The organism is Faecalicatena fissicatena (assembly GCF_016900595.1).
Taxonomy (GTDB): domain Bacteria; phylum Bacillota; class Clostridia; order Lachnospirales; family Lachnospiraceae; genus Claveliimonas; species Claveliimonas intestinigallinarum.
This window is the reverse complement of the sequence record NZ_JACLYY010000004.1, coordinates 12,932-38,823: the sequence shown is the minus strand read 5'-3', so window position 1 is coordinate 38,823 and position 25,892 is coordinate 12,932. Positions and strand designations below refer to the sequence as shown.

Genomic DNA, 25,892 nt, shown 5'->3' with positions numbered 1-25,892 from the left:
ACATTCGTGTTCGCAGAGAAATGATCCCGCGGGATCCGGACCTCTTTCAGTCTCCGGAACTTCGCGGGATCATTTCTTTTTCCTCGGCTGAAGGCGATGCATAAATAAACGTTTTTAAATAATATTTATAAATAATATGAATTTTTAAAACAGTTTAACCTGTGGTACAATCGAATAGTTTTAGGTAGGACGGCCGATTTACCAGAACATTGTAACTCCTCGTATGTAATGATTTACAGAAAGGAATGTGAGAGAAAATGAAAAAACTCTTAAAGACACCTCTGTGGGCACAAATTCTCGCTGGTATCATAATCGGTATCATAATCGGTATTGTGTCCCCGAAAGCAGCAGATTTTATTTCTCCGCTGGGCGACATCTTTCTCAACCTGCTGAAAATGCTGATCGTACCGCTTGTGCTCTTCAGTATTACAAACGGCATTTGCTCCATGAAGGATGCCAAACAGCTCCGCTCTGTCGGCGGAAGGATTGTCATTTACTACACGCTTTCAACTGTGGCGGCATCCATCTTCGGCGTGATCGGCGGAATGATCACCCAGCCGGGCAAAAACGTATCTGATTTCGTTTTATCAGGAGAGGCCGCGGAGGCTTCTGACTTTGATATGGTGGAGAACATCATCTCCTGGTTCCCGGACAACATCGTCAAGGCCATGGTGGACGCCAACATGATCCAGATCATCGTGTTCTGTCTGTTCTTAGGTGTGGCCCTGCTGGCGTTGGGCGACCAGGCATCCACCTTTGTAAAGATCATCAAGGAAGGCAACGATATCATGCTGAAGATCACATCCTACGTGATTGGCTTTTCCCCCATCGGTATCCTGTCCCTGATGGCCTCCATGGTTTCAACCTTATCCGGAGCAATGGTAAAGGAAGTAATCGTATTTATCCTCACGATAGATATCACCATCCTTGTGTTCATGGTTGTATTCTATCCCACGGTGCTGAAGCTTCTGGCCAGGGTAAATGTGGGCAAATTCTTCAAAAAGATATCCACATCCATGCTGGTTGCCTTTACCACAACCTCATCAGCGGCCACACTTCCGGTATCCATCAAGATTGCGGAGGAAAGGCTGGGATGTTCAGAGAAGGTTTACGGCTTTACCCTTCCTCTGGGAAATACATGCAACATGGATGGAGCCGCCATCCAGTACAGTGTCATCGCAATCTTTGCCTGCAACCTGTTTGGGCTTGACATCACGCCGGAAAGGATCTTCCAGTTTATTTTCTTAAGCCTGATCCTCTCCATCGGCGCAGCCGGCGTAAAGGGCTCCGGCATTGTCATGTCCACTATCATCATCCAGACCATCATCGGAGATGCAGGCCTGACGCTCATCCCGATCCTGGCCGCAGTATGGCCGATCCTCGATCCATTCGCCACCATGGCCAACAACGTGGGAGACCTGACCGGCACCACGCTTGTGTCGAAGAGCCTGAAGATGCTGGACGAGGATGTATATAACAGCTAGGGCAGACAGCTACAATCTCCCTCTGGACATTTCCACCCTTTTCTTTTAAAATAGAAACTACATTTCAGGCAAAAGAGAGGATAAACCAATGGCAGAAAAGACACTGGAACAGGTCACAAGGGAGATAGAGCAGGTTCTGAAGTTTAACGACGCAGGCCAGACCATAAAGCAGATCAGCCAGGCGCTGGAGCTGGAGGAGGACTACATCAGCAGCATCCTCGTCTGCCGCCAGAGCCACTCTGACGATGCGGCCTCCATCGCCCACATGGTCATGATGGAGTAGCAAAAGACAGGAATAACAGAAAACAGCCCAAAAAAAGGCGGCAGCGCCGGGTCATGCACATGGCATGTTCACCCGGGCGCTGCCGCCTTTTTCTATCTTATATTTCAGTCCCATGCTTTACTGCGGTCCTGAAGCGTCCTACTGATCCTCCAGCACAAGCTTTGCGAACTCGTCCACACTCATGCTGCCGATATCTCCCTCGTCTCTTCTGCGGACGGAAACGCACTCTCCCTCCACTTCCTTCTCGCCGACGATGAGCATATAGGGAACCTTCTCCATCTGGGCGCTGCGGATCTTGTAGCCCAGCTTCTCGCTCCTTAAGTCTGTCTCCACGCGGACGCCTGCTGCCTTCAGCTCGTCAGATACCTTCTTCGCGTAGTCGGCAAACTTCTCGGACACAGGAAGGATCTTCACCTGCACAGGTGAGAGCCATACCGGGAATTTTCCGGCGTAATGCTCGATGAGGATACCGATGAAGCGCTCGATGGAGCCAAATGCCACCCTGTGGATCATGATGGGACGGTGCTTCTCTCCGTCTGCCCCCGTGTACTCCAGGTCAAATCTCTGGGGCATCTGGAAGTCAAGCTGGATGGTTCCGCACTGCCAGGTCCTTCCGATGGAGTCCTCCAGATGGAAGTCGATCTTCGGGCCGTAGAAGGCGCCGTCTCCCTCGTTCACTACATAGTCCAGTCCAAGAGACTCCAGAGCGCCTCTGAGGGCGTTTGTAGCCATCTCCCACTCCTCGTCCGTACCCATACTGTCCTCGGGCCTTGTGGAGAGCTCTACGTGGTATTTAAAGCCGAATTTGGAGTACACCTCGTCGATCAGCTTTGCCACGCCCTTGATCTCGTCCTGCACCTGATCCTCTGTCATGAAGATGTGGGCATCGTCCTGTGTGAAGCAGCGCACCCGCATCAGACCGTGGAGCTGTCCGGATTTCTCATGGCGGTGTACCAGTCCCAGCTCGCCCACCCGCATAGGCAGGTCCTTGTAGGAGCGGGGCTCCACCTTGTAGACCAGCATGCCGCCGGGGCAGTTCATGGGCTTCACCGCATAGTCCTCGCCGTCAATGACTGTGGTGTACATATTGTCCTTATAGTGATCCCAGTGTCCGGAATTCTCCCAGAGATGGCGGCTCAGGATGATAGGTGTGGAGATCTCCACATAGCCTTCTCTTGTGTGCAGCTTTCTCCAGTAGTCGATGAGCAGGTTCTTGAGCACCATTCCCTTGGGAAGGAAGAACGGAAATCCCGGGCCTTCCTCCATGATAGCAAAGAGTCCCAGCTCCTTTCCAAGCTTTCTGTGGTCCCTCTTCTTGGCCTCCTCGATCTTGGCCAGATACTCGTCCAGCTCCGCCGCCTTGGGGAAGGAGGTGCCGTAAATCCTTGTCAGCATCTGGTTGTGCTCATCGCCGTGCCAGTAGGCGCCTGCCACGCTCTGAAGCTTCAGGGCCTTGATCACGCTTGTGTTGGACACGTGTGGGCCTGCGCACAGATCCACGAACTCGCCCTGCCTGTAGAGGCTGATCTCCTCTCCCTCAGGGAGATCCTGGATGAGCTCCACCTTGTAGGGCTCTCCTCTGTCCTCCATGAGCTTTAAGGCCTCCTCCCTGCTGACCGCGCTCCTCTCCAGAGGAAGGGCCTCCTTCACGATCTTCTTCATCTCTTTTTCCACTTCAGCCAGGTGCTCCGTGGTAAACGGAAAGCTGAATTCAAAGTCATAGTAAAAGCCGTCCTTGATAGCCGGTCCGATGGCGCACTTTGTGTCCGGCCAGAGGCGCTTCACTGCCTGCGCAAGGATGTGGGATGTGGTGTGGCGGAACGCCTCCTGTCCCACTTCGTCCGCGAATGTCAGATCCTGAACAGACCCGTCTTTCATGCTTACTTTCATAGTCTTTTTCTCCTTTCTCTGCTTTCATCCAGACAGCCGCCGGAGGACTTTTCTCCAAATTAAAAAGCGCCCCTGCCGGGACTGCCTCTTCGTCCTCCGCAAGGGTGCATCTTTTCTCTGCACGGTTCCACCTTTATTTTTCACTCAAAAGGATTTCCTGAAAACAAAATCCTGTCCCTTAACGCGGGCTGCGTCACCACTTACTGAGCCATTGGGCTGTTCCGCAGTGCGGCTCGGGAATGGTTTTCATCGTCCATCTGCTATAAGGGACTTCCAGCATCACGCCCCTCTCTCTGGATAGCTCCGGAGGACTACTCGTTTCCGTCTGTGCCTTTCCTGTCTGAGATTGTGTTTTTGTTCCTCGCCGGCCTTTCTGTCCGTGCTTTGGACCTGCCAGCTATTTTTATTATATCCATCTGACGGAAAAAGTCAATCCTTTTATCCCGGAAACAGACAGCTCCTCTAGGTCCGGTCAATGGCCGCTCCCACATCCACCCGGAACTGATCCCAGGCGTCCTCATGCTCCACAAAGTATTTGGGACAGATCTTTCCCGTCACATCGTAGTGACGGATCACATCGTTTTCATCCAGCCCGAACTTCAGACAGAGCCAGGCGGTGAGCTGCACCATGGAGCGGTAGGTGGCGTCGTTAAACTTCCCCGTCTCGTCCGGATGGCAGCACTCGATAGACACAGTGTCGATGTTCCTGGAGTTGGAGGCGTAGGCCACCTCCCAGGTGGGCACACACTGGACGATCTCCCCGTCCAGGCCCACGATAAAGTTGCTGCTGGCCTGGGTCTCGTGGCTGTCCTTGAGCCCCTCAAAGTAGTTCCGGTTGTCCATGGCCGTAGAGCCGGGATTAGCCGTGTAGTGGATCACGATACCGGTGATGCGCTGTGTGGCGTCCCCCGGCCTGGAGTAGGGGTTGACGGTCAGAAGCTCCACGTCTATATCCGGCCTGGTGGCGTCCACCTGGGCGTTGTCGTACTCTATGTAGCCGCCGCCCAGCCACTGGGGACGGGCCACCCGGATGACCGCCAACACGGCAAGCAGGGCTGCCAGAATGATCAGCCCTGCCTTCCAATATGTTTTCATCTGTCTCTGATGCTGTACCTTTGTCTTTCTCTTCTTTATTCTTCCTGTTCGCCTGCTCATCATAGGATCTCCATCTTCCTTACCTGTTCATTCTATCATATTCAGAGTAAGAAAATATGAAGACTTACTTATGATTTTATAAATTTTATCTGCCGAATGTAAATTTATAGCTGGTGACTGTGTCGTAGGTCTCTCCCGCCCGCACCACAGGGCCGGCAAAATTCTCCTTGTGCACAGCATCCGGAAAATACTGGGTCTCAAAGCAGACGCCGCTCCTCTTTCCGTAGGCGTATCCGCCCTTCCCGATGTCTCCCTCCAGGAAATTGCCGCAGTAAAGCTGCATGCCCGGAAGATCTGTGTACACCTCCATGGAGATGCCGCTCTTCTCACAGCTCAGGCTGGCCACCTTCCGGAAGCCGGAGCCATTCAGGGCCCAGTTGTGGTCGTAGCCGCCGCCGAACTTCAGCGCCTGGTAGTCTTCTTCGATATCCCTGCCAATCTCTTTGCTCTCCCGGAAATCCATGGGAGTTCCCTCCACTGGTGTGATCTCTCCTGTGGGGATGGACTGGGCGTCCGCCTCTGTGTAGGCGTCCGCATCGATCCACACCTCCTGGTCCAGGATAGTGCCCGAGCTCTGCCCTGCAAGGTTGAAGTAGCTGTGGTTGGTCATGTTGAGAAGGGTATCCTCCTTTGGCACAGCGTGATAGTGGATCTTCACCTCATTGTCCCCTGTCAGAGTGTAGGTGACTGTGATATCCACTTCTCCCGGGTATCCCTGATCTCCGTCCGGGCTGTGAAGACTCAGCACGATGTGATCCTTCCCGTACTCTTCCACTCTCCACATCCGCTTGCTGTAGAAGTCCATGCCGCTGTGGAGATTGTTTCCATTGTCATTTTTGTCCAGCTGATACGTCCTTCCATTCAGCTCAAAGGAGGCGCCTCCGATGCGGTTGGCCACTCTTCCCACGATAGCTCCGAAAAATTTGTCTCCGGCCTCATATCCAGCCGCATCATCATAGCCAAGAACTACATCGACCAGCTTTCCTTCCCGGTCCGGCACAAGCACCTTCACCAGAGTGGCGCCGTAATCTGATACTGCGATCTGCATGCCGTTTTTATTATCCAGTGTGTACAGAGTGGTCTCCCACCCTGCGGATGTCTTTCCAAATGTCTCTGTCATATGCTTTACCCCCTGTCTGTCAGAAGCCCGCCCAAAAAGGGCAGGCTTCGTCCTGAAATCTCTTTCTATTCGTCCACGCTGTAGTTGGGAGCTTCCTTCGTGATATGGATATCATGGGGATGGCTCTCCTTTAAGGATGCTGCTGAAATCTTGATGAAGCGGGCATTTGTCTTCAGCTCCTCAATGGTAGATGTTCCGCAGTATCCCATACCGGACCGGAGTCCGCCCATGAGCTGGAATACCGTATCTTCCACGGTTCCCTTGTATGCCACACGGCCCTCTACGCCCTCGGGAACAAGCTTCTTGGCGTTCTCCTGGAAGTAGCGGTCCTTGCTTCCGTTCTCCATGGCTGCAATGGATCCCATGCCCCTGTATACCTTGTACTTTCTTCCCTGGAACAGCTCGAAAGTTCCCGGGCTCTCGTCACATCCCGCAAAGATGCTTCCCATCATACATACATTGGCGCCTGCGGCAATGGCTTTTGTCATGTCGCCGGAGTACTTGATCCCTCCATCGGCAATGATCGGGATACCGTACTTGTCCGCCACCTCATAGCAGTCCATGACCGCCGTGATCTGGGGCACGCCGATACCGGCCACGATACGTGTCGTGCAGATGGACCCCGGACCGATGCCGACTTTGACCGCGTCAGCGCCGGCCTTGATGAGGGCCTCAGCAGCCGCGCCTGTTGCCACATTACCTGCAATGACCTGCAGATCCGGGAATTTGCTCTTGACCATGTCAATGGTGTGCAGCACATTGGCAGAGTGTCCGTGGGCAGAGTCAAGCACCACAACGTCCACCTTGGCATTCACCAGCTCCTGGGCTCTCTCCAGGCAGTTGGCTGTGATCCCAAGGGCAGCGCCGCACAGGAGACGTCCCTGCTCATCCTTGGCAGACAGCGGATATTTGATCTGCTTCTCTATATCTTTGATGGTGATCAGGCCTTTCAGGTTAAAATCATCATCAACGATGGGTAATTTCTCTTTTCTCGCCTTGGCCAGGATTTTCTTGGCCTCCTCCAGGGTGATGCCCTCCTTTGCGGTGATCAGTCCCTCAGATGTCATGGACTCCTTGATCTTCTTTGTAAAGTCCTCCTCAAACTTCAGGTCACGGTTGGTAATGATACCCACCAGCTTTCTGCCCTCGGTGATGGGGACACCGGAAATCCGGAATTTGCCCATCAGCTCATTGGCGTCTGCCAGTGTGTTTTCCGGGGAAAGATAGAATGGATCCGTGATAACGCCGTTCTCTGAACGCTTTACCTTGTCTACCTCTTCCGCCTGCTGTTCAATAGACATATTTTTATGGATGATACCAATGCCGCCCTGGCGCGCCATGGCGATAGCCATGCGGTGCTCTGTGACCGTGTCCATTCCGGCACTCATCATGGGAATATTCAGTCTGATCTTCTTTGTAAGATATGTGGACAAGTCTACCTGATTTGGGATTACCTCTGAGTATCCTGGCACTAAAAGCACATCGTCAAATGTGATTCCCTCTCCGATAATTTTACCCATCGTTTATTCCTCTCTTTCTTTTGTCATGTTTAACTGCTATCATACCCAAAGACTGCTGTCTTTGTCAATAACTTTTCCTTTATTGCACCAATTTTGTCGTGCCTGCTATTTCCGGATAACTTTTCTTGGCGCCATGAGGAAAAAGCCCTCCACCAGGTCGCTGTTTGGCTCAATAAGTATCTTTGCCGTCTCCCCTGCCCTTGTAAATACGAGGACATAGCGGTTCGGGGCAGATGTGATGCCGCTGCTGTAATCATAGATCTTTCCTGTTTTGTAGGACTGCAGCTGGAAGGCTCCCTCCGGGGCAAGCAGCTCCATATCCTTCACATTTACAGAGAGCATGTGCTTCCTGCGCTCCTTGTGCATCACCTTGTCAATGTCCAGGTCTCCGTTAATGTAAATGTATTCGTACTCCACATCCATCCTCCTGAACAGAAATACGTCAGCCACAACAAACAGTATAGGCACAAGAATTAAAAGGGGCACTAAAAAAGCGATAAAAAAGCTGATTACTGTCAGCACGATCAGCAGGATTTTCATCGCTATATCCTTCCCGTCTGTCTTCTTCTTGACCAATTGCTCTGTATAGAAGTCACCCATCTTTCTTCCTCCAATGTCAGTTTCTCAGGCAGGATTTGCCTGTGGACATTATAGCACATCCAAATATAAAAAGAAAACTCCCCGGGGGGAGTTTTCTAAATTTTCATCTTTATAAAGAAGCGTGATTACATCATGCCCATTCCGCCGCCTGCCGGTGCTGCCGGAGTCTCTTCTTTGATGTTCGCAACAACGGACTCTGTTGTCAGCAGAGTGGAGGCAACGCTTGTGGCGTTCTGAAGAGCGCTTCTTGTAACCTTTGCAGGATCAAGGATACCGGACTTCACCATATCCACATACTCTTCCTTGTAAGCGTCAAAGCCCTGTCCCGGCTCGGACTCTCTTACCTTGTTGATGATGACAGCGCCCTCCAGTCCGGCGTTGGCAACGATGTGGAACAGAGGAGCCTCCAGAGCTTTCAGCACTACGTTTGCACCTGTCTTCTCGTCACCTTCCAGCGTGTCAGCAAGTTTTGCCACTTCCTTGGAAGCGTGGATGTATGCGGAACCGCCGCCTGCGATGATGCCTTCCTCAACAGCTGCTCTTGTAGCTGCCAGGGCATCCTCCATCCGGAGTTTGGCCTCTTTCATCTCAGTCTCTGTGGCAGCGCCTACACGGATAACAGCAACGCCGCCTGCCAGCTTGGCAAGTCTCTCCTGTAATTTCTCTCTGTCAAAGTCAGATGTCGTCTCCTCGATCTGTGCCTTGATCTGAGCGATACGCGCCTGGATAGCGTCCTTCTCTCCAAGTCCGTCTACAATGACTGTGTTCTCCTTCTGAACCTTTACAGATTTCGCGCGTCCGAGCTGATCCATTGTAGTCTCCTTCAGATCCAGGCCCAGCTCGTCGGAGATCACCTGTCCGCCTGTCAGGATAGCGATATCCTCCAGCATGGCTTTTCTTCTGTCGCCGTAGCCCGGAGCCTTGACAGCCACTACGTTGAAGGTTCCTCTCAGCTTGTTGACGATCAGAGTTGTCAGAGCCTCGCCCTCTACATCCTCAGCGATGATGAGAAGTCTTGCGCCGGCCTGCACAACCTGCTCCAGCAGAGGCAGGATCTCCTGAATGTTGGAAATCTTCTTGTCTGTGATGAGGATGTAAGGATCCTCCAGGTTGGCCTCCATCTTATCCATATCTGTGCACATGTAAGCGGATACATAACCGCGGTCGAACTGCATACCTTCTACAAGATCCAGCTCGGTCTTCATGGTCTTGGACTCCTCGATGGTGATGACACCGTCGTTGGAAACCTTCTCCATGGCCTCTGCTACCATCTCGCCCACTTCGTCATCGCTGGCTGAGATTGCCGCAACTCTGGCGATCTGGTCTCTTCCTGTCACCTTGCTGCTCATACCCTGGATGGCCTCAACAGCTTTATCTGTAGCTTTCTTCATACCTTTTCTCAGCACGATGGGGTTAGCGCCTGCTGCCAGGTTCTTCATTCCCTCGTGAACCATTGCCTGTGCAAGAACTGTAGCTGTTGTAGTACCGTCACCAGCTACATCGTTTGTCTTGGAAGCAACCTCGCGGATGAGCTGTGCGCCCATGTTCTCAAACGGATCCTCAAGCTCGATCTCCTTTGCGATAGTCACACCGTCGTTTGTGATGAGGGGTGCTCCGAATGATTTGTCAAGGACAACATTTCTTCCCTTCGGTCCAAGTGTCACCCTTACTGTATCTGCCAGCTGATTTACACCTGACTCCAGTGCTGCTCTGGCATCTGCTCCGTATTTGATTTCCTTTGCCATGATAATCAATCCTCCTGTTTTCTGATTTAAGTTTTATTCTCAGATTTGATGTTAAAATTCTGATGCACTAAGCTGATCCTACTCGATCACTGCAAGGATATCACTCTGTCTTACGATGATGTAGGACTCCTCGTCCAGCTCCACTTCTGTTCCCGCATATTTGGAATAGATAACCTGCTGGCCTTCCTTCACATGCATCTCCACTTCTTTGCCGTCCACTACTCCGCCCGGGCCAACTGCGATCACTTCAGCCTGCTGGGGTTTCTCTTTGGACTGTCCCGGCAGGACGATACCGGACTTTGTAGTCTCTTCAGCAACTAACTGTTTCAATACAACTCTGTCTCCCAATGGTACTAATTTCATGAATGGTTCCTCCTTTAAGCTATCTATATAAATTTTATATTTGTCAGCACTCTTAAATGGAGAGTGCTAATAAACTCTAGTAATAAAATAGCACTCTCCATTTGTTTTGTCAACACACTTTATTTCAGTTTATATTATTTTTATAAAATCCATTTTCCACAGAGAAAACGAGCCGGCTCCCCTCTCTGTCGAAATACCGCTCCTTCACCGAGCCCTGACAGCTCACCTCCTCCGGCCTTATGCTGCAGTCGTACTCTGCATCCAGGGAGAGGTCCGTCAGCTCCCCCTCCTCCACTGTCATATACATATACTCTCTGTCCGGGTCATATGCAGTGATCCTGCAGACATATTCTCTTTCATCCATCAGCTCCCCCTCCAGGTAGACGTGGAGCATCCTGAGCACTGCAGTGCTTCCCTCGTACATAGTCGTCCTCCTTCCCAAAAGAAGGGCATCAGTTTCCCGATACCCTTTCTCTTCATCATTCGTCTTATTTTTATAAAAGATTATTTGTTTCTCTCAGCCTTGATCTTTTCCAGCTCTGTGAAGACATAGTCGTTGACTACCTTGATATATGTCCCCTTCATGCCGGATGACCTGGACTCGATGACGCCGGCGCTCTCAAACTTGCGCAGCGCGTTTACGATGACGGACCTTGTGATGCCCACGCGGTCAGCGATCTTGCTGGCGACCAGGATGCCCTCTGTGCCCTCCAGCTCGTCAAAAATATGGATGATGGCCTCCAGCTCAGAAAAGGAGAGTGTACTGATAGCTGACTGGACGATATGTTCTTTGCGTGTCTCCTCTGCGTTTTCTTCATTGACGGACCGGAGCATCTCAAGCCCCACGATCATCGTTCCATATTCACTTAAAATAATGTCGTCAATCTCGTAGTCCTCGCCCTGCTTGTAGATAAACAGAGTTCCAAGCCTCTCTCCCGCGATCTCGATGGGCGTGACAATAGCCTGGTAGCCCTTCGCTGTCTCCTGGGAAAAGCCCAGGGTCTCCAGATTGACATTTTCCTTTGTGGAGAGGATGTTCAGCAGACGCTCATTGAGCATCTCGTCTATATGGCATCCGACCTCTCCCTTGATGAGTTCCGTGATCACACCTACACCACTGCACCTGCTGACACCTAAGACCTTTCCCTTCTTGCTGATGACCAGCACGTTGGAATTCAGGATTTCCGTCAACACCTCACAGATATCATTAAAGACAACCTTGCTGGAGTTGTTGTTGTGCAGTAATTTATTGATTTTTCTTGTTTTATCTAATAATTGTACACTCATACGCAACCTCCATCCTTTGTTGAATATATTATCATACAATTCTGGAAATATCAACAATCTTCTGTTAATTTTTGCGCATTTTTTATAAATAATTTCTATGAATTTTCTCTATTGTTTTCATTATACCCACATTCTGCGTTCATGCAGACAAGCTTGCTGCCTTTTTCCACCATGTAGCCGCCGCATTTCGGGCACTTCTTCTCAGAGGGCTTCTGCCAGGACATGAAATCGCACTCCGGATTGTCCTCGCATCCGTAGTACCTTCTTCCCTTCTTCGTCTTGCGAATCACAATGTCCTTGCCGCACTTGGGACACTTGACGCCGATCTTCTCCAGATAGGGCTTTGTGTTGCGGCACTCCGGGAAGCCGGGACAGGCCAGGAACTTGCCGTGGGGGCCGTACTTGATGACCATGTTGCGGCCGCACTCCTCGCAGATCACGTCTGTGACCTCGTCCTCGATCTTCACGGTCTCCAGCTCCTTCTCCGCTGTCTTCACCGCCTGGTCAAGGTCAGGGTAGAAGTTTTCGATCACTGACTTCCACTCCACTTTTCCCTCTGCCACCTTATCCAGGAGCCCCTCCATGTTGGCGGTAAAGTTCACATCCACAATGGCCGGGAAGGACTGCTTCATAATGTTGTTCACCACTTCCCCCAGCTCTGTCAGATACAGGTTCTTGTTCTCCTTTGCCACGTACCTTCTGGCAATGATGGTGGAGATGGTGGGGGCGTAGGTACTTGGCCGCCCGATGCCCAGCTCCTCCAGCGTCTTTACAAGGGCCGCCTCTGTGTAGTGTGCCGGAGGCTGTGTGAAATGCTGTTTTGTGTCAAACTCCTTCTTCGTGAGGACAGAATTTTCATCCAGTCCCTTCAGCAGTACGTTGGACTCCTCCTTCTCCTCGTCGGACTCAGTGTACACCGTGCGGAAGCCCTCAAATACAATCTTGGAGGCAGCCACGGTAAACCGGTAATCTCCGGCATCGATCTTCACGGAGGTAGTCTCGTATTTGGCGGGCTGCATGCGGCTTGCCACGAACCGTTTCCAGATAAGCTGATACAGGCGGAACTGATCTCTTGTGAGGGAATCCTTCATGGCCGCGGGGGTTCTGGTCACATCTGTGGGACGGATAGCCTCGTGGGCGTCCTGGATCTTCCTGTTGTCAGCCTGCTTTGCCGTTCCGGTGGCCACAAACTGCTCCCCGTAGCTCTTTCCGATAAAGTCCCGGACACTGCTCTCCGCCTCCTCGGACACGCGGGTGGAGTCTGTACGCAGGTAAGTGATCAGACCCACTGTTCCGTTGCCCTTAATGTCAATTCCCTCGTAGAGCTGCTGAGCGATCCGCATGGTCTTCTGGGTGGCAAAGTTCAGAACCTTGGACGCCTCCTGCTGCATGGTACTGGTGGTGAAGGGCACGGGAGCCTTCTTGAAGCGCTCCCCCTTCTTCACTTCCTCCACACTATAGTCGGCCCCCTCCAGATCCTTCAGGATCTTATCAAGCTCCTCCCTGGAGTGGATGGTCATTTTTTCTTTTTCCGTGCCGTAGAATTTGGCCCGGAGGGGCTTTTTCTCCCCCTTTACGTTCAGGATGGCATCCAGCGTCCAGTACTCCTCCGGTATGAACGCATTGATCTCATCCTCCCTGTCCGCGATGATGCGCAGTGCCACGGACTGCACGCGGCCGGCGCTAAGGCCTCTCTTGACCTTGGCCCACAGAAGAGGGCTGATCTCGTACCCCACGATCCTGTCCAGGGCGCGGCGGGCCTGCTGGGCGTCCACCAGATCCATGTCGATCTCCCTGGCGTTCTTGATGGACGCCTTTACCGCGTTCTTTGTGATCTCGTTAAAGCTGATGCGGTAGGTCTTCTTGTCCTCCAGCTTCAGAGCCTTGCACAGATGCCAGGAAATAGCCTCCCCCTCCCGGTCCGGGTCGGTTGCCAGATAGACCTTGTCAGCCTTCTTGACTTCCTTCCTGAGGGCCGCGAGGATCTCTCCCTTTCCGCGTATGGTGATATATTTGGGCTCAAAGTCATGCTCCACGTCAATTCCGAGCTGGCTTTTGGGCAGGTCCCTCACATGTCCGTTGGAAGCCATGACTGTGTAGTTGCTTCCAAGGAATTTTTTGATCGTCTTCACCTTTGCCGGAGACTCCACGATTACAAGATAATGAGCCATTTTAACTTTCTTCCTCCAATACTTCCTGGTGCCATTCCCCCCGCCCGATTTTCCATCTGCTTTCCCCGTCCGGTCATTCGGCGCGGATGTAATAGCCTTTTGAAATTTCCTTTACGTATCCCTTGATCTGGAGAGCTACCAGCGTCTCCATGAGGACCGCCGGCGCAAGAGCTGTCTCCTCCAGCAGCGAGCTGATATCCCTGGGATACAGACCAAGGCAACTATACACTATATTTTCGGCACTTTCAAGCACTTTTTTATTTTTGTCTGATTTTTCACATTCTCCTTTTCCCCTCATACGGCCCGGCAGAAGAGCCGCCAAGGCGGGCTCACTGACCAGCTCCTCCAGCAGTTCCTCCGGCCCGATAAGGAGTCCTGCCCCCTGCCTGATCAGCTGGTTGCAGCCCCGGCTCAGGGGACTGTCCACGGGCCCTGGAAGGGCGTACACGTCCCTCCCCTGCTCCAGCGCCATGTCCGCTGTGATGAGGGAGCCGCTGCGCTCCCTTGCCTCCAGCACAAGAACCGCGTCTGCCAGACCGCTGATGATCCTGTTCCTGGCGGGGAAGTTCTCTCTCCTTGGGGCTGCTCCCGGAAGCTGCTCCGACAGGATGCCGCCCTTTTTCAGAATATCGCCGTAGAGTCCCCTGTTCTGAGCAGGGTAGCACACATCCACTCCGGATCCCAGTACAGCATATGTGTCTCCTCCCCCATTTATGGCTCCTCTTCCCGCCGCCCCGTCGACGCCCCTGGCCATACCGCTGATGACCTGGACGCCCCGGCCCGCCAGATACTCCGCAAACGCAAGGGCCTGTCTCTCCCCGTAGGCGCTGCACTGCCTGGCGCCCACAATGGCCACCGAGAGTCTGTCATCGGCAGGCAGGCGGCCCTTCACAAACAGGGCGTAGGGGTGCCCGGCGCACTCTCTCAGCCGCCTGGGGTAGGCCGGATCATGGCAGGGCACAAGCCGGATTTCTTTTTCCAGAAGCCTGCCGTATTCTGTCGACAGGTCTTTCTTTTTCTGGAAGCTCAGGATCACCTGCCTGTCCTTTTCTGTCAGAAATTCCATCTCCTGCAGCCTTTTCTCTTCTATATAATATACCGCCTCCCCGCTGCCCGCGCGGCTTCTCAGCTTCTCCTTTTTCCCTCCCGCCAGCGGGCGGACACAGGCAAGCCAGTACTCGTACTTCATCCCCATCCCCTCCTCTTTTCACACTCTCTGTCACTCTCTGTCCTACTATGTCTTATTTCTCTGGCCTGATCCCGGGCGCTGTCAGCGCAGATTTCCCCAATATTTCGCGTCCGGCAGACGGTAGCCGATGGCCTCCGCCAGATGACTGGTCTGAATCTTCTCTTTTCCGTCAAGGTCCGCGATGGTCCTGGCCACCTTCAGCACCTTGTGGCAGGTCCTGGCAGTCAGCCCCATCTGCTCAAAGGCGCTCTCCATGATCCTCTCCTCCTTTGTTCCCAGGGAGCAGTATTTGGGTATCAGCCTGGCCGGGAGGGAGGCGTTCGTCTTTCCCTTCTCCCCTCTGTACCGCCCGAGCTGTCTCTCTCTTGCCATACAGACCCGCTCCCGTATCTTCTCCGATGTCTCCTCCTGCCCGCTGCTCTGCAGGCTTCTGTAATCCACAGCAGGGGTGTCCATGCAGATGTCGATGCGGCCAAGGAAGGGCTGGCTGACCTTTCCCAGATACTGGCTGATACCGGCAGGGGTGCAGGTGCACCTGTCCAGGTCCGGATAGTAGCCGCAGGGGCAGGGGTTCATGGCTGCCGCCAGCATGAAATCTGCCGGGAACTCGTAGACGCCCTGCTTCCTTGTCAGGCGGATTTTCTTCTCCTCCAGGGGCTGGCGCAGCACCTCCAGGACAGACCGTGGAAACTCCGTCAGCTCGTCCAGGAAAAGGACACCCTTGTGGGCCAGGGAAATCTCCCCCGGGGCCGGGATTAGCCCTCCTCCGATTAGGGCCGCCTTTGTGGCCGTGTGGTGCACTTCCCGGAAGGGCCGCCGCCGAATGAGGGGCGTCTCCTTCTCCAGCATTCCCTGGACACTGTAGATCTTTGTGATCTCCAAAGCCTCCTCCATCGCAAGCGGCGGCAGGATGGTGGGAATTCTCCTGGCGATCATGGACTTTCCGCTTCCTGGTGGGCCGATCATAAGGAAATTGTGGCCTCCCGCCACGGCAATCTCCGCCGCACGCTTCACGGCTCCCTGCCCTTTCACCTCCTGGAAATCGCCCTCGAAGGCTGGCTCCACGCTGTCGGCCTTTTGAGAGTTCACAGACCTGGGCTGGGGCAGCTCTTTTCCTGACAGCAGATCCAGAAGATGGGCAAGGCTGCCTGCTGCCAGAACAGGGATCCCCTCCAAGAGGGCCGCCTCCGCCTCGTTGCCTGCCGGCACAATACACAGCCTGTATCCCTGCTTCCTTGCCTCCCACACAATGGGCAGCACACCTGGCACGTCCCGGATGCTGCCGTCCAGTCCCAGCTCACCCACCGCCAGCACCTGCTCCAGCGCCTCCTGCCCGATGAGTCCCTGGGATGCCAGGATGGACAGGGCAATGGGCAGGTCAAAGGAGGCCCCTCTCTTTCGCACGCTGCCTGGCGACAGGTTGATCACCGTCTTTTTGACCGGAACCTCCAGACCGCTGTTGCGGATAGCCGTGCGCACCCGCTCCCCCGCCTCCTTCACCTCTGAGGACAGATAGCCCACCATGTGGAACATGGGCAGGCCGTTGCTCAGATCCGCCTCCACGCGGATGAATTTCACCTCCATGCCGTGAAGGGCCGCGGAATATACCATGCCAAGACTCATAGGCATTCCTCCTTTACCGCTCAGAACGCACTGACACTGCGCTCCTATCGCGCTTTTGCTCTTTTGTCTGCTTCCTTCTGAAATCCTCCGGGCGAACTGCCCTGGAATACATAAATGAAATCTCCTGAATATAGATCGATTGTTTTTAGAATGTTTTCATGATACACCCGTTACGTTAACTTGTCAACCGGTATTTCCTCAGATATAGATATTTTTCTCGAATGTCGATATTTTCTCTGATATTGTTATGTTTTTCTTGGCACTGACATTTCTCCGAACACAAAACAACAGGGCCACTATAACAGCAGGCCCTGTTGCTCCTTTTATCCGTTGTCCTATTTACCGTTTGCTTCCCCTCTGTCACATATTTACATTTCTCTTCTGCCGTCTGGCTCTCTCTGACACCGCGGACACCTGCCGCAGGCCGGAGCTGAGCAGCACAAGGACAATAATCACCGCCACAGCGCAGAGCACCCACTGCACAAGGTGGACAGAGCGTCCCAGCGTGATGGGCATGTCCCAGACAGCGTGGAGCACGATCACAAGGAGCAGGAATTTCAGGAATTTCGGATCCAGATACATTTTCCTGTCAAAGGGCCTCTCCCCCTTGGCAATGACAAGGCCCGCCGTGGAGATAGCCGCCCACAGCGTATGTCCGCCTACAGCTAGAGCTCCCCGCAGGACCAGCACGTCAATCATGCCCTGGACGCCTCCGTACATCAGGGAGGAAAAGGCGTAGCCGGCGGTCTCAAACACCGCAAAGCCGGCGCCCACGCAGGCCCCCAGGAGCAGTCCGTTCAGAATGTAGGAGGTATTCCGCTTCTTCACGTAGTGTCCTGCCACAACGATCTTGCCGATTTCCTCCACGATCCCCACCAGGATGGCACCGGTGTAGTTCAGCTCCCCTACATAGATGTAGCCGTACAGTATAAGCGTAAAGATCAAAGACATAACCCCGCCTATAAAGAAAATGCTCACCACGTCAAAAATGCTGATGTTCCTCGGGATATTGGTCTCCCAGAAGAAGATCACCAGGGAGAAGGGGACGATGAGGGCCCCTATAAACATAGCGCCGGGGATGGCATTGGTGTTGGTAAATTCCAATATCATCACAAGAAGCCCGATGAACACCACCAGGAACATGAGGAAGATCCTGGCGAAGAGCCATGGATGGGGCCAGTCCGCCGTCATATTCTCCGGCGCCGGAGTAGTCTTTTTTGTCCCGCTGATGAAGAGCTCCTCCCGCTCCTCTACTGTGTGGTGCCTGAACACCTCGCTCACCAGCTCCCGCAGGCGGATGTCCGTCTTTCCCTCCTGGCCTGTCATGTCGTTGATGGCGTCCACGAATTTTCCCATCCCGCTCTTGGACATGGATATAAACTCATCCTTCGTAAATCCGCCGGCCTGGCCTGCGTTCTGCTGGCTCGCGCTCTGCTGGCCTGTATTTTGCTGGCCTTTATTTTGCTGGCCTGTGTTCTGCTGCGCTGTGCTCTGCCGGGGCCCGCCCTGGCTCAGGCTTCTGCCGCACTCAGGGCAGAACCTGTCGCCGCTCTCCACCTTTGCCCCGCACCAGAGGCAGAAGAGCTGTCTCTCTTCAAATCTGTACCCGCACTGGTTGCAAAATTTTGCTGTGTCACTCATTTCCTTTCCGCATTTCGGACATATCCTGCTCATTCTCATCCCTCCGCTATCTTTTGGCTGTCACAGGTTTCATCTTTGTCTCTTTCATTCTCTCTACCATTATAGTCTCCCCCGGCGCTGCAGTCCAACAATAATTTCTTCTTCCTTTTGGAAAAGCACAAAACTCCTCATTTTGACATAGACTGTAATTAACCACGCCAGAGAGGTGCTTCATTTGAAATCCTTTCCACAACCACTGACAGCGGCCGAGGAGCAGTATTATCTGCAGAAATATACGGAAGGTGACCAGGAAGCGAAGCACATTCTGATCGAGCGGAACATGCGCCTTGTGGCGCATATTGTCCGAAAATATCAGTCCATGGACGAGGAGACAGAGGACCTTCTCTCCATCGGAACCATCGGTCTGATCAAGGGAGTTGTGACCTTTAACCCTGACAAGGCTGTACGGCTTGGAACCTACGCCGCAAGGTGTATTGAAAACGAAATCCTCATGTACCTGCGCACCCGGAAGAAGTCTGCCCGGGACGTGTCCCTCTACGAGCCCATCGGCACAGACCGGGAGGGCAACGAGATCCAGCTCTTTGACATCATCGAGTCGGACACAGCTGACGCGCATGAAAAGGTCGCCCTTGGCGACGATATCCGGCTCCTCTATTCCAGGATAGAAACCGTTCTCTCTCCCCGGGAACGGCTTGTTCTGAAAATGCGGTACGGTCTCTATAACGGAGATGAATTCACACAGCGGGAGATTGCCAAGAAGCTTGGGATCTCCCGTTCTTATGTCTCCAGGATCGAGAAGAGCGCAATAGAAAAGCTGCGGGACTATTTTTAAACCCGCAGCTTCCTCTGTCTATTTTCTTTACTCTTCTTTTCTTCTCAGAATGTCGCAAAGATCCGCCTCCGCCCCCAGGTCCACATAGATGGTCTGCTTTGCGTGGGGCGCGCTCTCCTGCTCCTGTCCGTCCTCATTCACGATGCGGTGGACAGTCACCTCCACATTTCTCCCGTCCGGCTTCATAATCTCGATCTGCTCACCCACGGAAAACTTATTTCTCTGCTCGATCTGGTAGAGCCCGTCCTTCTCCCCGCCGATGATGCCCAGATAAGTGTAGTCCTTTGCGTAGGTATTGTTGTCGTAGATCTGGGCGCTCTCATCCGGCTTTCCAAAGTAAAATCCGGTGGTGAACTGCCGGTAGGTGCAGTTTGAAATCTGGTCCAGATACCAGGGCATATTTTTCTCGTAGAGAGCCGGATCCTCCAGATAATCGTCTATGGCCTTCCGGTAGGTCCGGGCCACTGTGGCCACGTAGAGGGCTGTCTTCATCCTTCCCTCGATCTTGAAGCTGTCGATGCCCGCGTCGATGAGCTCCGGTATATGCTCGATCATGCACAGATCCTTGGAGTTAAAGATAAATGTGCCTCTCTCATTTTCATAGACAGGCATATACTCCCCGGGCCTTGTCTCCTCCACGATGGAGTATTTCCAGCGGCAGGGGTGGGTGCAGGCTCCCCTGTTGGCGTCCCTTCCGGTAAAATAGCTGCTCAGAAGGCATCTGCCTGAGTAGGAAATGCACATGGCCCCGTGGATAAAGCTCTCAATCTCCATCTCCTCCGGTATGTTCCGGCGGATTTCCTTTATCTCCTTCAGGGAGAGTTCCCGGGCTGTGACAACTCTTTTGGCTCCCTGCTTCCACCAGAAATTAAAGGTCCCGTAATTGGTGTTGTTGGCCTGGGTGCTGATGTGCCGCTCGATTTCCGGGCACACCTCTTTCGCGATCTCAAAGACCGCCGGATCGGCGATGATGAGGGCGTCCGGCTGCATTTCCCGCAGCTCCTCAAAATATTTCCGCACGCCGGGGAGATCACCGTTGTGGGCCAGGATATTGGCCGTCACATGGACCCGCACGCCGTGGTCGTGGGCAAAGCGGATCCCCTCCGCCATGTCCTCCCGGGAGAAATTTTTCGCCTTGGCCCGGAGGCCGAAGGCCTCGCCGCCTATATACACTGCGTCCGCGCCGAAGATCACAGCTGTCTTCAGCACTTCCAGGCTGCTGGCCGGGATGAGCAGTTCAGGATATCTGTTCATAGTGTCTTTCCTTTCTTTACGCTGACTGCCAGCCCGTCCCCCAGGGGGAGGATACTGGTCAGGAGCCGTTCATCGTGCTTCAGCTGGTAGAGGTACTCCCTCATTCTCTTGTGGATGGTCCGGTTGCGCCTCTCCACCGCAAAGCGGGACTCCATGATGTCCCCGTCCTGGAGCACATTGTCCGTCACAAGGACGCCGCCCTCCTCCAGAAGCCGCAGCGCCTCCGGCAGATAGTGGATGTACTGTGCCTTGGCCGCGTCCATGAAGATGAGGTCAAAGGGCCCCTCCAGCCCCCGCATTACCTCCAGGGCATCCCCCTCCAGGAGGGTGATGTCCTTTTCTTTTCCGGCCCGGCGGAAATTCTCTCTGGCAATGGGGATCCTCTTCTCATAGTTCTCTATGGTAGTGATCCGGCACCCCTCCGGGGCGTAGGCGCTCATCAGAAGAGCGGAGAAGCCCACCGCCGTGCCAAGCTCCAGTATGCTGCCAGGCCTTTCGATCTGCAGCAGCACCTTCAGAAAGCTCTGGGTCTCCTTGCGGATGATTGGCACCCGGTCCGCCAGCGCCTTATCCTCGATCTCCTCCAAAAGCGGGCTTTCCGGCGTCTCCAGGGAATGGATAAATGTCGTAATTCTCTCATCAATAAACATATTTACACACCAGTTTATACACAATTACACACCAGTTACGTTAATTTGGGACGTAATACTTTTAAAAAGTATTACGTCCCTCTTTACACTTTTTTAAATTATCTGTCTACATCCATAATTATCGGTAAAATCATGGGTCTTCTCTTTGTTCTCTTCCAGATGAACTCGTTCATCGTGTCGCGGACAACCAGCTTGATCTTGCTCCAGTCTGCGCCTCTCTGGCGATGGAGACAGTTATCTACCGCGTCCACGAGGACTTTTCTGGCGTCCTCCATCAGCCCTTCTGACTCGCGCACATAGACAAAGCCGCGGGATACGATATCCGGGCCGGCCAGGAGACGGTTGGTTCTCTTCTCCAGGGTCATGACCACGATGAGGATACCGTCCTCCGCCAGGTGCTGGCGGTCGCGAAGAACGATATTTCCCACATCGCCAACGCCAAGTCCGTCTACCAGCACTTCGCCGGTGTGGACCTTGTCCACCACCTTGGCCTCCTTGCTATCAAGCTCCAGCACGTCGCCGGACTGCAGCATAAAGACGTTCTCCTTGGGGATTCCAAGGGACAGTGCCAGGCCCGCGTTAGCCTTCCTGTGGCGGAACTCGCCGTGGATGGGGATGGCGTACTTTGGTTTCACAAGGGAGTAGATCAGCTTCAGCTCCTCCTGACAGGCATGTCCGGATACGTGGGCATCCTGGAAGATCACGTTGGCCCCCTTCTCGGAGAGCTCGTTGATGACCTTGGAGACGGATTTCTCATTTCCCGGAATGGGATTGGAGCTAAAAATAACCGTGTCTCCCGGCATAATGGTCACTTTCTTGTGGATGTCCGCCGCCATTCTGGACAGGGCCGCCATGGACTCTCCCTGGCTACCTGTGGTGATGAGCACCGTCTTCTCCGGCGGATAGTTCTTCAGCTGGTCGATCTCGATAAGGGTCTTGTCCGGCACGTTCAGGTAACCCAGCTCCTGGGCCGTGGAGATGATGTTCACCATGCTCCGGCCCTCCACAACCACCTTCCTGTCATACTTGTAGGCAGAATTGATGATCTGCTGCACACGGTCCACATTGGACGCGAAGGTGGCAATGATGATCCTTGTATTCTTGTACTCGGCGAAGAGGTGGTCAAATGTGCGTCCCACAGTCCGCTCGGACTGGGTAAATCCGGGACGCTCCGCGTTGGTACTGTCCGACATGAGGGCCAGCACGCCCTTTTTCCCGATCTCACCAAATCTCTGAAGGTCGATGGCGTCGCCAAAGACCGGTGTGTAGTCCACCTTAAAGTCTCCTGTGTGCACCACAATGCCCGCCGGCGAGTAGATGGCAAGGGCTGAGGCGTCCTGGATACTGTGGTTTGTCTTGATAAACTCGATTCGGAACTGTCCCAGATTGATGGACTGACCGAACCGGACCACCTTTCTCCTTGTGCTCCTCAAAAGATTATGCTCTGTCAGCTTCTTCTCAATGATACCCATTGTCAGCTTTGTAGCGTAAATAGGAAGATTCATTTCCCTGAGCACGTAGGAGAGGGCTCCGATGTGGTCCTCATGTCCGTGGGTGATGACAAAGCCCTTGACCTTCTGGATATTGTCCTTCAGATAGGTAATATCCGGGATGACCAGGTCAATTCCCAGCATATCGTCCTCCGGGAAGGCCAGACCGCAATCCACCACAATAATACTGTCTCCGTACTCAAAGGCAGTAATGTTCATTCCGATCTTTTCCAGGCCTCCGAGCGGAATGATGCGCAGTTTTCCATTGTTTTCTTTTTTCAAGCTTACACCTCCATAGGTTTATTTTTCCGTTATTTTTCTTTTTCACGGCATTTTCTGCACACGCCGTAAAATTTCAGTTCATGGTCAGTCACCTGAAAGCCCGTCTTCTTTTCAATGTAGGCCTCCAGATCCTCGAGAAGATCGTCTCTGAACGCAGAGACACTTCCGCACTCCGTACAGATCAGGTGATGGTGATGATGACGGTGTCCCTCCTGCTCATCCAGGAAATCACCGATCTCATACCGCACGCATCCGTCGTCCAGCATGATCCGATCCACAAGCTGCATGTCCAGGAGAAGCTGGACTGTCCGGTAAATGGTGGCAAGACCGATCTCCGGGTAGTCCTCCTTGACCAGCTCAAAGATATCCTCCGCGGTCATATGCTCGTCCCCGTGCTCCGCAAGCACCTGCAGAACAAGAAGCCTCTGATTGGTCACCTTCAGACCCTTTTCCTTCAGCATCTCTTTGAATTTTTCCTGGCTTATAGACATAGTATATTACCTTTCTATCTCGATATCCTCAAGCAGCTCTTCGAACACCTTCGACACAGCGGAAAGCTCTGTGTCATCTTCTACGATCTCGTAAATGCTTTCTGTATCTTCTGCCTCTGATCTGTCCTTGAGGATGAGACACTCCGCGTCTCCCTCCTCCGAGTCCGTGACCAGAATGTAGGACGTTCCATTGATAGTCGTCTGCTCCAGGACAAAAAACTCCGCCGTCTCCGCCCCGTCAGACTGAAATTTGATCTTTTCCATTACAATACACCTCAAAAAATCCAGTAGTTTAACGACAGTACTTAAGACAGTACTTAAAGACGGTCCTCTCTAATGGCCGCCTCATGGTATTTCGAGTCCAGATATCCCTGCAATATAAAAACAGCCGCAATCTTATCAATGTATTTCTTGCGGTCTTCCCTTCTCACGTTGCTCTCAATTAAAGTCCGCTCTGCTTCTACCGTGGTCAGACGCTCGTCCCACATAATGACCTCAAGGCCGGTACGCCGGCGCAGCATCTCACCGAATTCCAAAGATTTTTCCGCCCGATCTCCCACGTCGCTGTTCATGTGGCGCGGCAGTCCGAGTACAATGCTCTCGACCTCATACTCCCGTATCAGCTCCTCGATGCGGGCACACGTCTTTCTAAGCTTGTTCTCATCCTTGCGCCAGATGGTCTCAATCCCCTGTGCTGTAAGACCAAGGGGGTCGCTCACCGCCACTCCCACTGTCTTAGAGCCGTAGTCCAGTCCCATCACTCTCATACAAAATTATTCCCATCCGTGATACTTGATATACGCTTTCAGCATCTCTTCTACCAGTTCGTCTCTCTCCACCTTCATGATCAGGCTCCTGGCGCCGTTGTGGCTTGTAATATAAGTAGGATCCCCTGACATGATGTAGCCGACGATCTGGTTGACCGGATTGTAGCCTTTCTCGCTCAGTGCCTTGTACACAATTTCAAGTATATCTTTTGCCTGAATTTGTGGGCCGCTTTCTACCTGGAAAAACTGGGTGTTGGTTAATTCTTTCATATACTCACGTCCTCCAAAAATACTTCATATTTATTCTACTCTATTCCATTCTGAAATTCAATGAATTATTTGTAAACGGTTCTCAATTTCTACATTTATCAACTGATTTGCCAGATTCTCTGTCGTTTTTTGTCCGACTTTCACATACTCCTTCGTGTGCCCCACCTGGTAAATGCCGTCCTCTCTCTCCACGGCCTCCTCCATCAGGACCTCCACGCACGTCCCGATGAGCCGATCCTCATAGGCCTGCTGTTTGCGTCTTCCCAGGGCAATGAGCTGAGCGCTCCTTGCGTTCTTCACCTGCTCCGGCACCTGTCCCTCCATGGAGGCCGCCTTTGTCCCCTCCCGGCGGGAGTACTTGAAAATGTGGGTTTCGTAGAAATCCACCTTGTCCACAAAGGCCATGGATTGTTCAAACTCCTCCTCGCTCTCCTGGGGGAAGCCCACGATCACGTCCGTGGTCAGAGCCGGGTGGTCAAAATACTGCCGAAGGAGCTGGCACTTCTCATAGTACTCCTGAGTCGTGTACCTCCGGTTCATACGCCGCAGCGTCTCGTCGCAGCCGCTCTGCAAAGAGAGGTGGAAATGGGGGCAGATCTTGGGAAGGGAGGCAAGCGTCCGCGCAAATTCCTCCGTGATGATCCGGGGCTCCAGGGAGCCCAGGCGGATCCGGCAGATACCCTCCACCTCGTGGACAGCGCAGATGAGGGAGAGAAGGTCCTCCCCCCGATCCAGATCCAGCCCGTAGGAGCTTAAGTGGATGCCCGTCAGCACCACCTCCTTGTAGCCCTTGTCAGCCAGCGTGCGCACCTGGTCCACCACGTCCTCCATGCGCCTGCTGCGGACCCGTCCCCTGGCGTAGGGGATGATACAGTAGGAGCAGAACTGGTTGCAGCCGTCCTGCACCTTGATGTAGGCCCGGGTGTGCTCCCCGGTCCGGGTCAGGCGCAGCTCCTCGTACTCCGGCGTACGGCTGATGTCGATGATGTCTTTTCTGCCCGGGCCTGTCTTCTCAGCCTCCGCCCCGTCTGTACCGGCCGCCTGTCTCTCCCGGAAAAACTCCTCCAGGATCCGGGCCAGCTCATGCTTTTTGTTGTTCCCGATGACAATGTCCACGCAGTCGTCCACTTCCCCCGCCTTGGCCTGGACATAGCAGCCCGCCGCCACCACCACAGCGTCCGGATTCAGCTTCTTAGCCCGGTGGAGCATCTGGCGGGACTTCCGGTCCGCCATGTTGGTGACCGTGCACGTGTTGATGACGTAGACGTCCGCCCTTTCATTAAAGGGCACGATTTCATAGCCGCTCTGCTCCAGTATTTCCTGCATAGCCTCCGTCTCGTAGGCGTTTACCTTGCATCCCAGATTGTGAAGTGCTGCCTTTTTCATTTCCAACCTCTCTTTTCTTCTGCTCTCTTGTTGCTCTCGTGTAAATTGTTGTATGCTTTAACGAAATTTATCCCAATTCTTTGGCAAATTGTTCCTTGACTTTTACACTTTCAGCTCTTAAGATGATTATAGAAACTGATATAAGAAATCAAGGAGGTTATTCCAATGAAAACAGTACAAATTTCTTTAAACTCAATCGACAAAGTAAAATCTTTCGTAAACGACATCACAAAGTTTGACTATGACTTTGATCTTGTATCCGGAAGATATGTGATCGATGCAAAATCCATCATGGGTATCTTCAGCCTGGATCTGTCCAAGCCTATCGACCTGAACATCCACGCTGACGCAGGCATCGATGAGGTGCTTGAGACTCTGAAGCCATACCTTGTATAATCG

25 protein-coding genes are annotated in these 25,892 nt (G+C 53.2%); 4 read left to right on the top strand and 21 right to left on the bottom strand.

From position 1 onward, the window contains the following. Positions 1 to 257 precede the first annotated feature (257 nt). Together H7U36_RS05200 and H7U36_RS05195 are read left to right on the top strand one after the other, a co-directional pair. Entirely contained in the window at positions 258 to 1,484 is a 1,227-nt protein-coding gene (locus tag H7U36_RS05200) for a dicarboxylate/amino acid:cation symporter (RefSeq protein WP_033125848.1), read from the top strand. 88 nt (positions 1,485 to 1,572) lie between these two features. Next, positions 1,573 to 1,767: a hypothetical protein gene (locus H7U36_RS05195; RefSeq protein WP_033125849.1), complete on the top strand. Its 195-nt coding sequence runs from the start codon at positions 1,573 to 1,575 to the stop codon at positions 1,765 to 1,767. A gap of 138 nt (positions 1,768 to 1,905) precedes the next feature. On the opposite strand, the gene thrS is transcribed toward H7U36_RS05195, so the two are convergent. The 13 genes from thrS to H7U36_RS05130 form a co-directional block, all read right to left on the bottom strand. After that, positions 1,906 to 3,657: a threonine--tRNA ligase gene (gene thrS, locus H7U36_RS05190; RefSeq protein WP_033125850.1), complete on the bottom strand. Its 1,752-nt coding sequence runs from the start codon at positions 3,655 to 3,657 to the stop codon at positions 1,906 to 1,908. A gap of 462 nt (positions 3,658 to 4,119) precedes the next feature. After that, on the bottom strand, positions 4,120 to 4,752 hold the full coding sequence (locus tag H7U36_RS05185; RefSeq protein ID WP_081958026.1) for a peptidoglycan recognition protein family protein: 633 nt from the start codon (positions 4,750 to 4,752) through the stop codon (positions 4,120 to 4,122). A gap of 145 nt (positions 4,753 to 4,897) precedes the next feature. Next, positions 4,898 to 5,932 carry an aldose epimerase family protein gene (locus tag H7U36_RS05180; protein WP_033125852.1) on the bottom strand — a complete coding sequence of 345 codons (1,035 nt, stop codon included), beginning with the start codon at positions 5,930 to 5,932 and terminating at the stop codon, positions 4,898 to 4,900. 65 nt (positions 5,933 to 5,997) lie between these two features. Beyond that, positions 5,998 to 7,452 (bottom strand): IMP dehydrogenase, encoded by a 1,455-nt coding sequence (gene guaB / locus H7U36_RS05175; RefSeq protein ID WP_033125853.1) that lies wholly within the window; start codon positions 7,450 to 7,452, stop codon positions 5,998 to 6,000. A 105-nt stretch (positions 7,453 to 7,557) separates the two neighbouring features. Then, positions 7,558 to 8,052 carry a DUF6106 family protein gene (locus H7U36_RS05170; RefSeq protein ID WP_033125854.1) on the bottom strand — a complete coding sequence of 165 codons (495 nt, stop codon included), beginning with the start codon at positions 8,050 to 8,052 and terminating at the stop codon, positions 7,558 to 7,560. A 125-nt stretch (positions 8,053 to 8,177) separates the two neighbouring features. Further along, the gene (gene groL / locus H7U36_RS05165; protein WP_033125855.1) at positions 8,178 to 9,797 is read right to left on the bottom strand and encodes a chaperonin GroEL; all 1,620 of its coding nucleotides are present in this window, start codon (positions 9,795 to 9,797) and stop codon (positions 8,178 to 8,180) included. Between the two features lie 78 nt (positions 9,798 to 9,875). Further along, positions 9,876 to 10,160 (bottom strand): co-chaperone GroES, encoded by a 285-nt coding sequence (locus tag H7U36_RS05160; protein ID WP_033125856.1) that lies wholly within the window; start codon positions 10,158 to 10,160, stop codon positions 9,876 to 9,878. 124 nt (positions 10,161 to 10,284) lie between these two features. After that, complete coding sequence (locus H7U36_RS05155) at positions 10,285 to 10,584, bottom strand: hypothetical protein (protein WP_033125857.1); 300 nt, start codon at positions 10,582 to 10,584, stop codon at positions 10,285 to 10,287. Positions 10,585 to 10,664: 80 nt separating this feature from the next. Next, a complete protein-coding gene (gene codY, locus H7U36_RS05150; protein ID WP_087172742.1) occupies positions 10,665 to 11,447 on the bottom strand; it encodes a GTP-sensing pleiotropic transcriptional regulator CodY in 783 nt (260 codons plus the stop codon). A gap of 95 nt (positions 11,448 to 11,542) precedes the next feature. Next, positions 11,543 to 13,618 carry a type I DNA topoisomerase gene (gene topA / locus H7U36_RS05145; RefSeq protein ID WP_033125859.1) on the bottom strand — a complete coding sequence of 692 codons (2,076 nt, stop codon included), beginning with the start codon at positions 13,616 to 13,618 and terminating at the stop codon, positions 11,543 to 11,545. A gap of 73 nt (positions 13,619 to 13,691) precedes the next feature. Next, complete coding sequence (dprA, locus tag H7U36_RS05140; RefSeq protein WP_033125860.1) at positions 13,692 to 14,807, bottom strand: DNA-processing protein DprA; 1,116 nt, start codon at positions 14,805 to 14,807, stop codon at positions 13,692 to 13,694. Between the two features lie 81 nt (positions 14,808 to 14,888). Next, positions 14,889 to 16,430, bottom strand: coding sequence for a YifB family Mg chelatase-like AAA ATPase (locus H7U36_RS05135; RefSeq protein WP_033125861.1), 1,542 nt, complete (start codon positions 16,428 to 16,430; stop codon positions 14,889 to 14,891). Positions 16,431 to 16,790: 360 nt separating this feature from the next. Continuing rightward, entirely contained in the window at positions 16,791 to 18,104 is a 1,314-nt protein-coding gene (locus tag H7U36_RS05130; protein ID WP_033125862.1) for a PrsW family glutamic-type intramembrane protease, read from the bottom strand. A gap of 181 nt (positions 18,105 to 18,285) precedes the next feature. Between H7U36_RS05130 and sigK the strand changes: the two genes are divergently transcribed. After that, positions 18,286 to 18,903, top strand: coding sequence for an RNA polymerase sporulation sigma factor SigK (gene sigK, locus H7U36_RS05125; protein WP_033125863.1), 618 nt, complete (start codon positions 18,286 to 18,288; stop codon positions 18,901 to 18,903). Positions 18,904 to 18,930: 27 nt separating this feature from the next. Here sigK and H7U36_RS05120 read toward each other — a convergent pair whose 3' ends face one another. The 8 genes from H7U36_RS05120 to mtaB form a co-directional block, all read right to left on the bottom strand. Continuing rightward, the gene (locus tag H7U36_RS05120; protein WP_033125864.1) at positions 18,931 to 20,157 is read right to left on the bottom strand and encodes a peptidase U32 family protein; all 1,227 of its coding nucleotides are present in this window, start codon (positions 20,155 to 20,157) and stop codon (positions 18,931 to 18,933) included. Next, entirely contained in the window at positions 20,154 to 20,807 is a 654-nt protein-coding gene (locus H7U36_RS05115; RefSeq protein WP_033125865.1) for an O-methyltransferase, read from the bottom strand. Before H7U36_RS05115 ends, H7U36_RS05120 begins: the two co-directional genes overlap by 4 nt. 98 nt (positions 20,808 to 20,905) lie before the next feature. Continuing rightward, on the bottom strand, positions 20,906 to 22,579 hold the full coding sequence (locus tag H7U36_RS05110; RefSeq protein WP_033125866.1) for a ribonuclease J: 1,674 nt from the start codon (positions 22,577 to 22,579) through the stop codon (positions 20,906 to 20,908). Positions 22,580 to 22,608: 29 nt separating this feature from the next. Further along, positions 22,609 to 23,070, bottom strand: a complete 462-nt coding sequence (locus H7U36_RS05105) for a Fur family transcriptional regulator (RefSeq protein WP_033125867.1) — start codon at positions 23,068 to 23,070, stop codon at positions 22,609 to 22,611. Positions 23,071 to 23,076: 6 nt separating this feature from the next. Continuing rightward, complete coding sequence (locus H7U36_RS05100) at positions 23,077 to 23,334, bottom strand: DUF1292 domain-containing protein (protein ID WP_033125868.1); 258 nt, start codon at positions 23,332 to 23,334, stop codon at positions 23,077 to 23,079. 53 nt (positions 23,335 to 23,387) lie between these two features. After that, positions 23,388 to 23,837, bottom strand: coding sequence for a Holliday junction resolvase RuvX (ruvX, locus tag H7U36_RS05095; RefSeq protein WP_138304095.1), 450 nt, complete (start codon positions 23,835 to 23,837; stop codon positions 23,388 to 23,390). A gap of 6 nt (positions 23,838 to 23,843) precedes the next feature. Beyond that, positions 23,844 to 24,107, bottom strand: a complete 264-nt coding sequence (locus H7U36_RS05090; RefSeq protein WP_033125870.1) for an IreB family regulatory phosphoprotein — start codon at positions 24,105 to 24,107, stop codon at positions 23,844 to 23,846. A 57-nt stretch (positions 24,108 to 24,164) separates the two neighbouring features. After that, positions 24,165 to 25,493 carry a tRNA (N(6)-L-threonylcarbamoyladenosine(37)-C(2))-methylthiotransferase MtaB gene (gene mtaB, locus H7U36_RS05085; protein WP_138304097.1) on the bottom strand — a complete coding sequence of 443 codons (1,329 nt, stop codon included), beginning with the start codon at positions 25,491 to 25,493 and terminating at the stop codon, positions 24,165 to 24,167. A gap of 165 nt (positions 25,494 to 25,658) precedes the next feature. Between mtaB and H7U36_RS05080 the strand changes: the two genes are divergently transcribed. Further along, positions 25,659 to 25,889: an HPr family phosphocarrier protein gene (locus H7U36_RS05080; RefSeq protein ID WP_033125872.1), complete on the top strand. Its 231-nt coding sequence runs from the start codon at positions 25,659 to 25,661 to the stop codon at positions 25,887 to 25,889. The last annotated feature ends 3 nt before the right edge of the window (positions 25,890 to 25,892 follow it).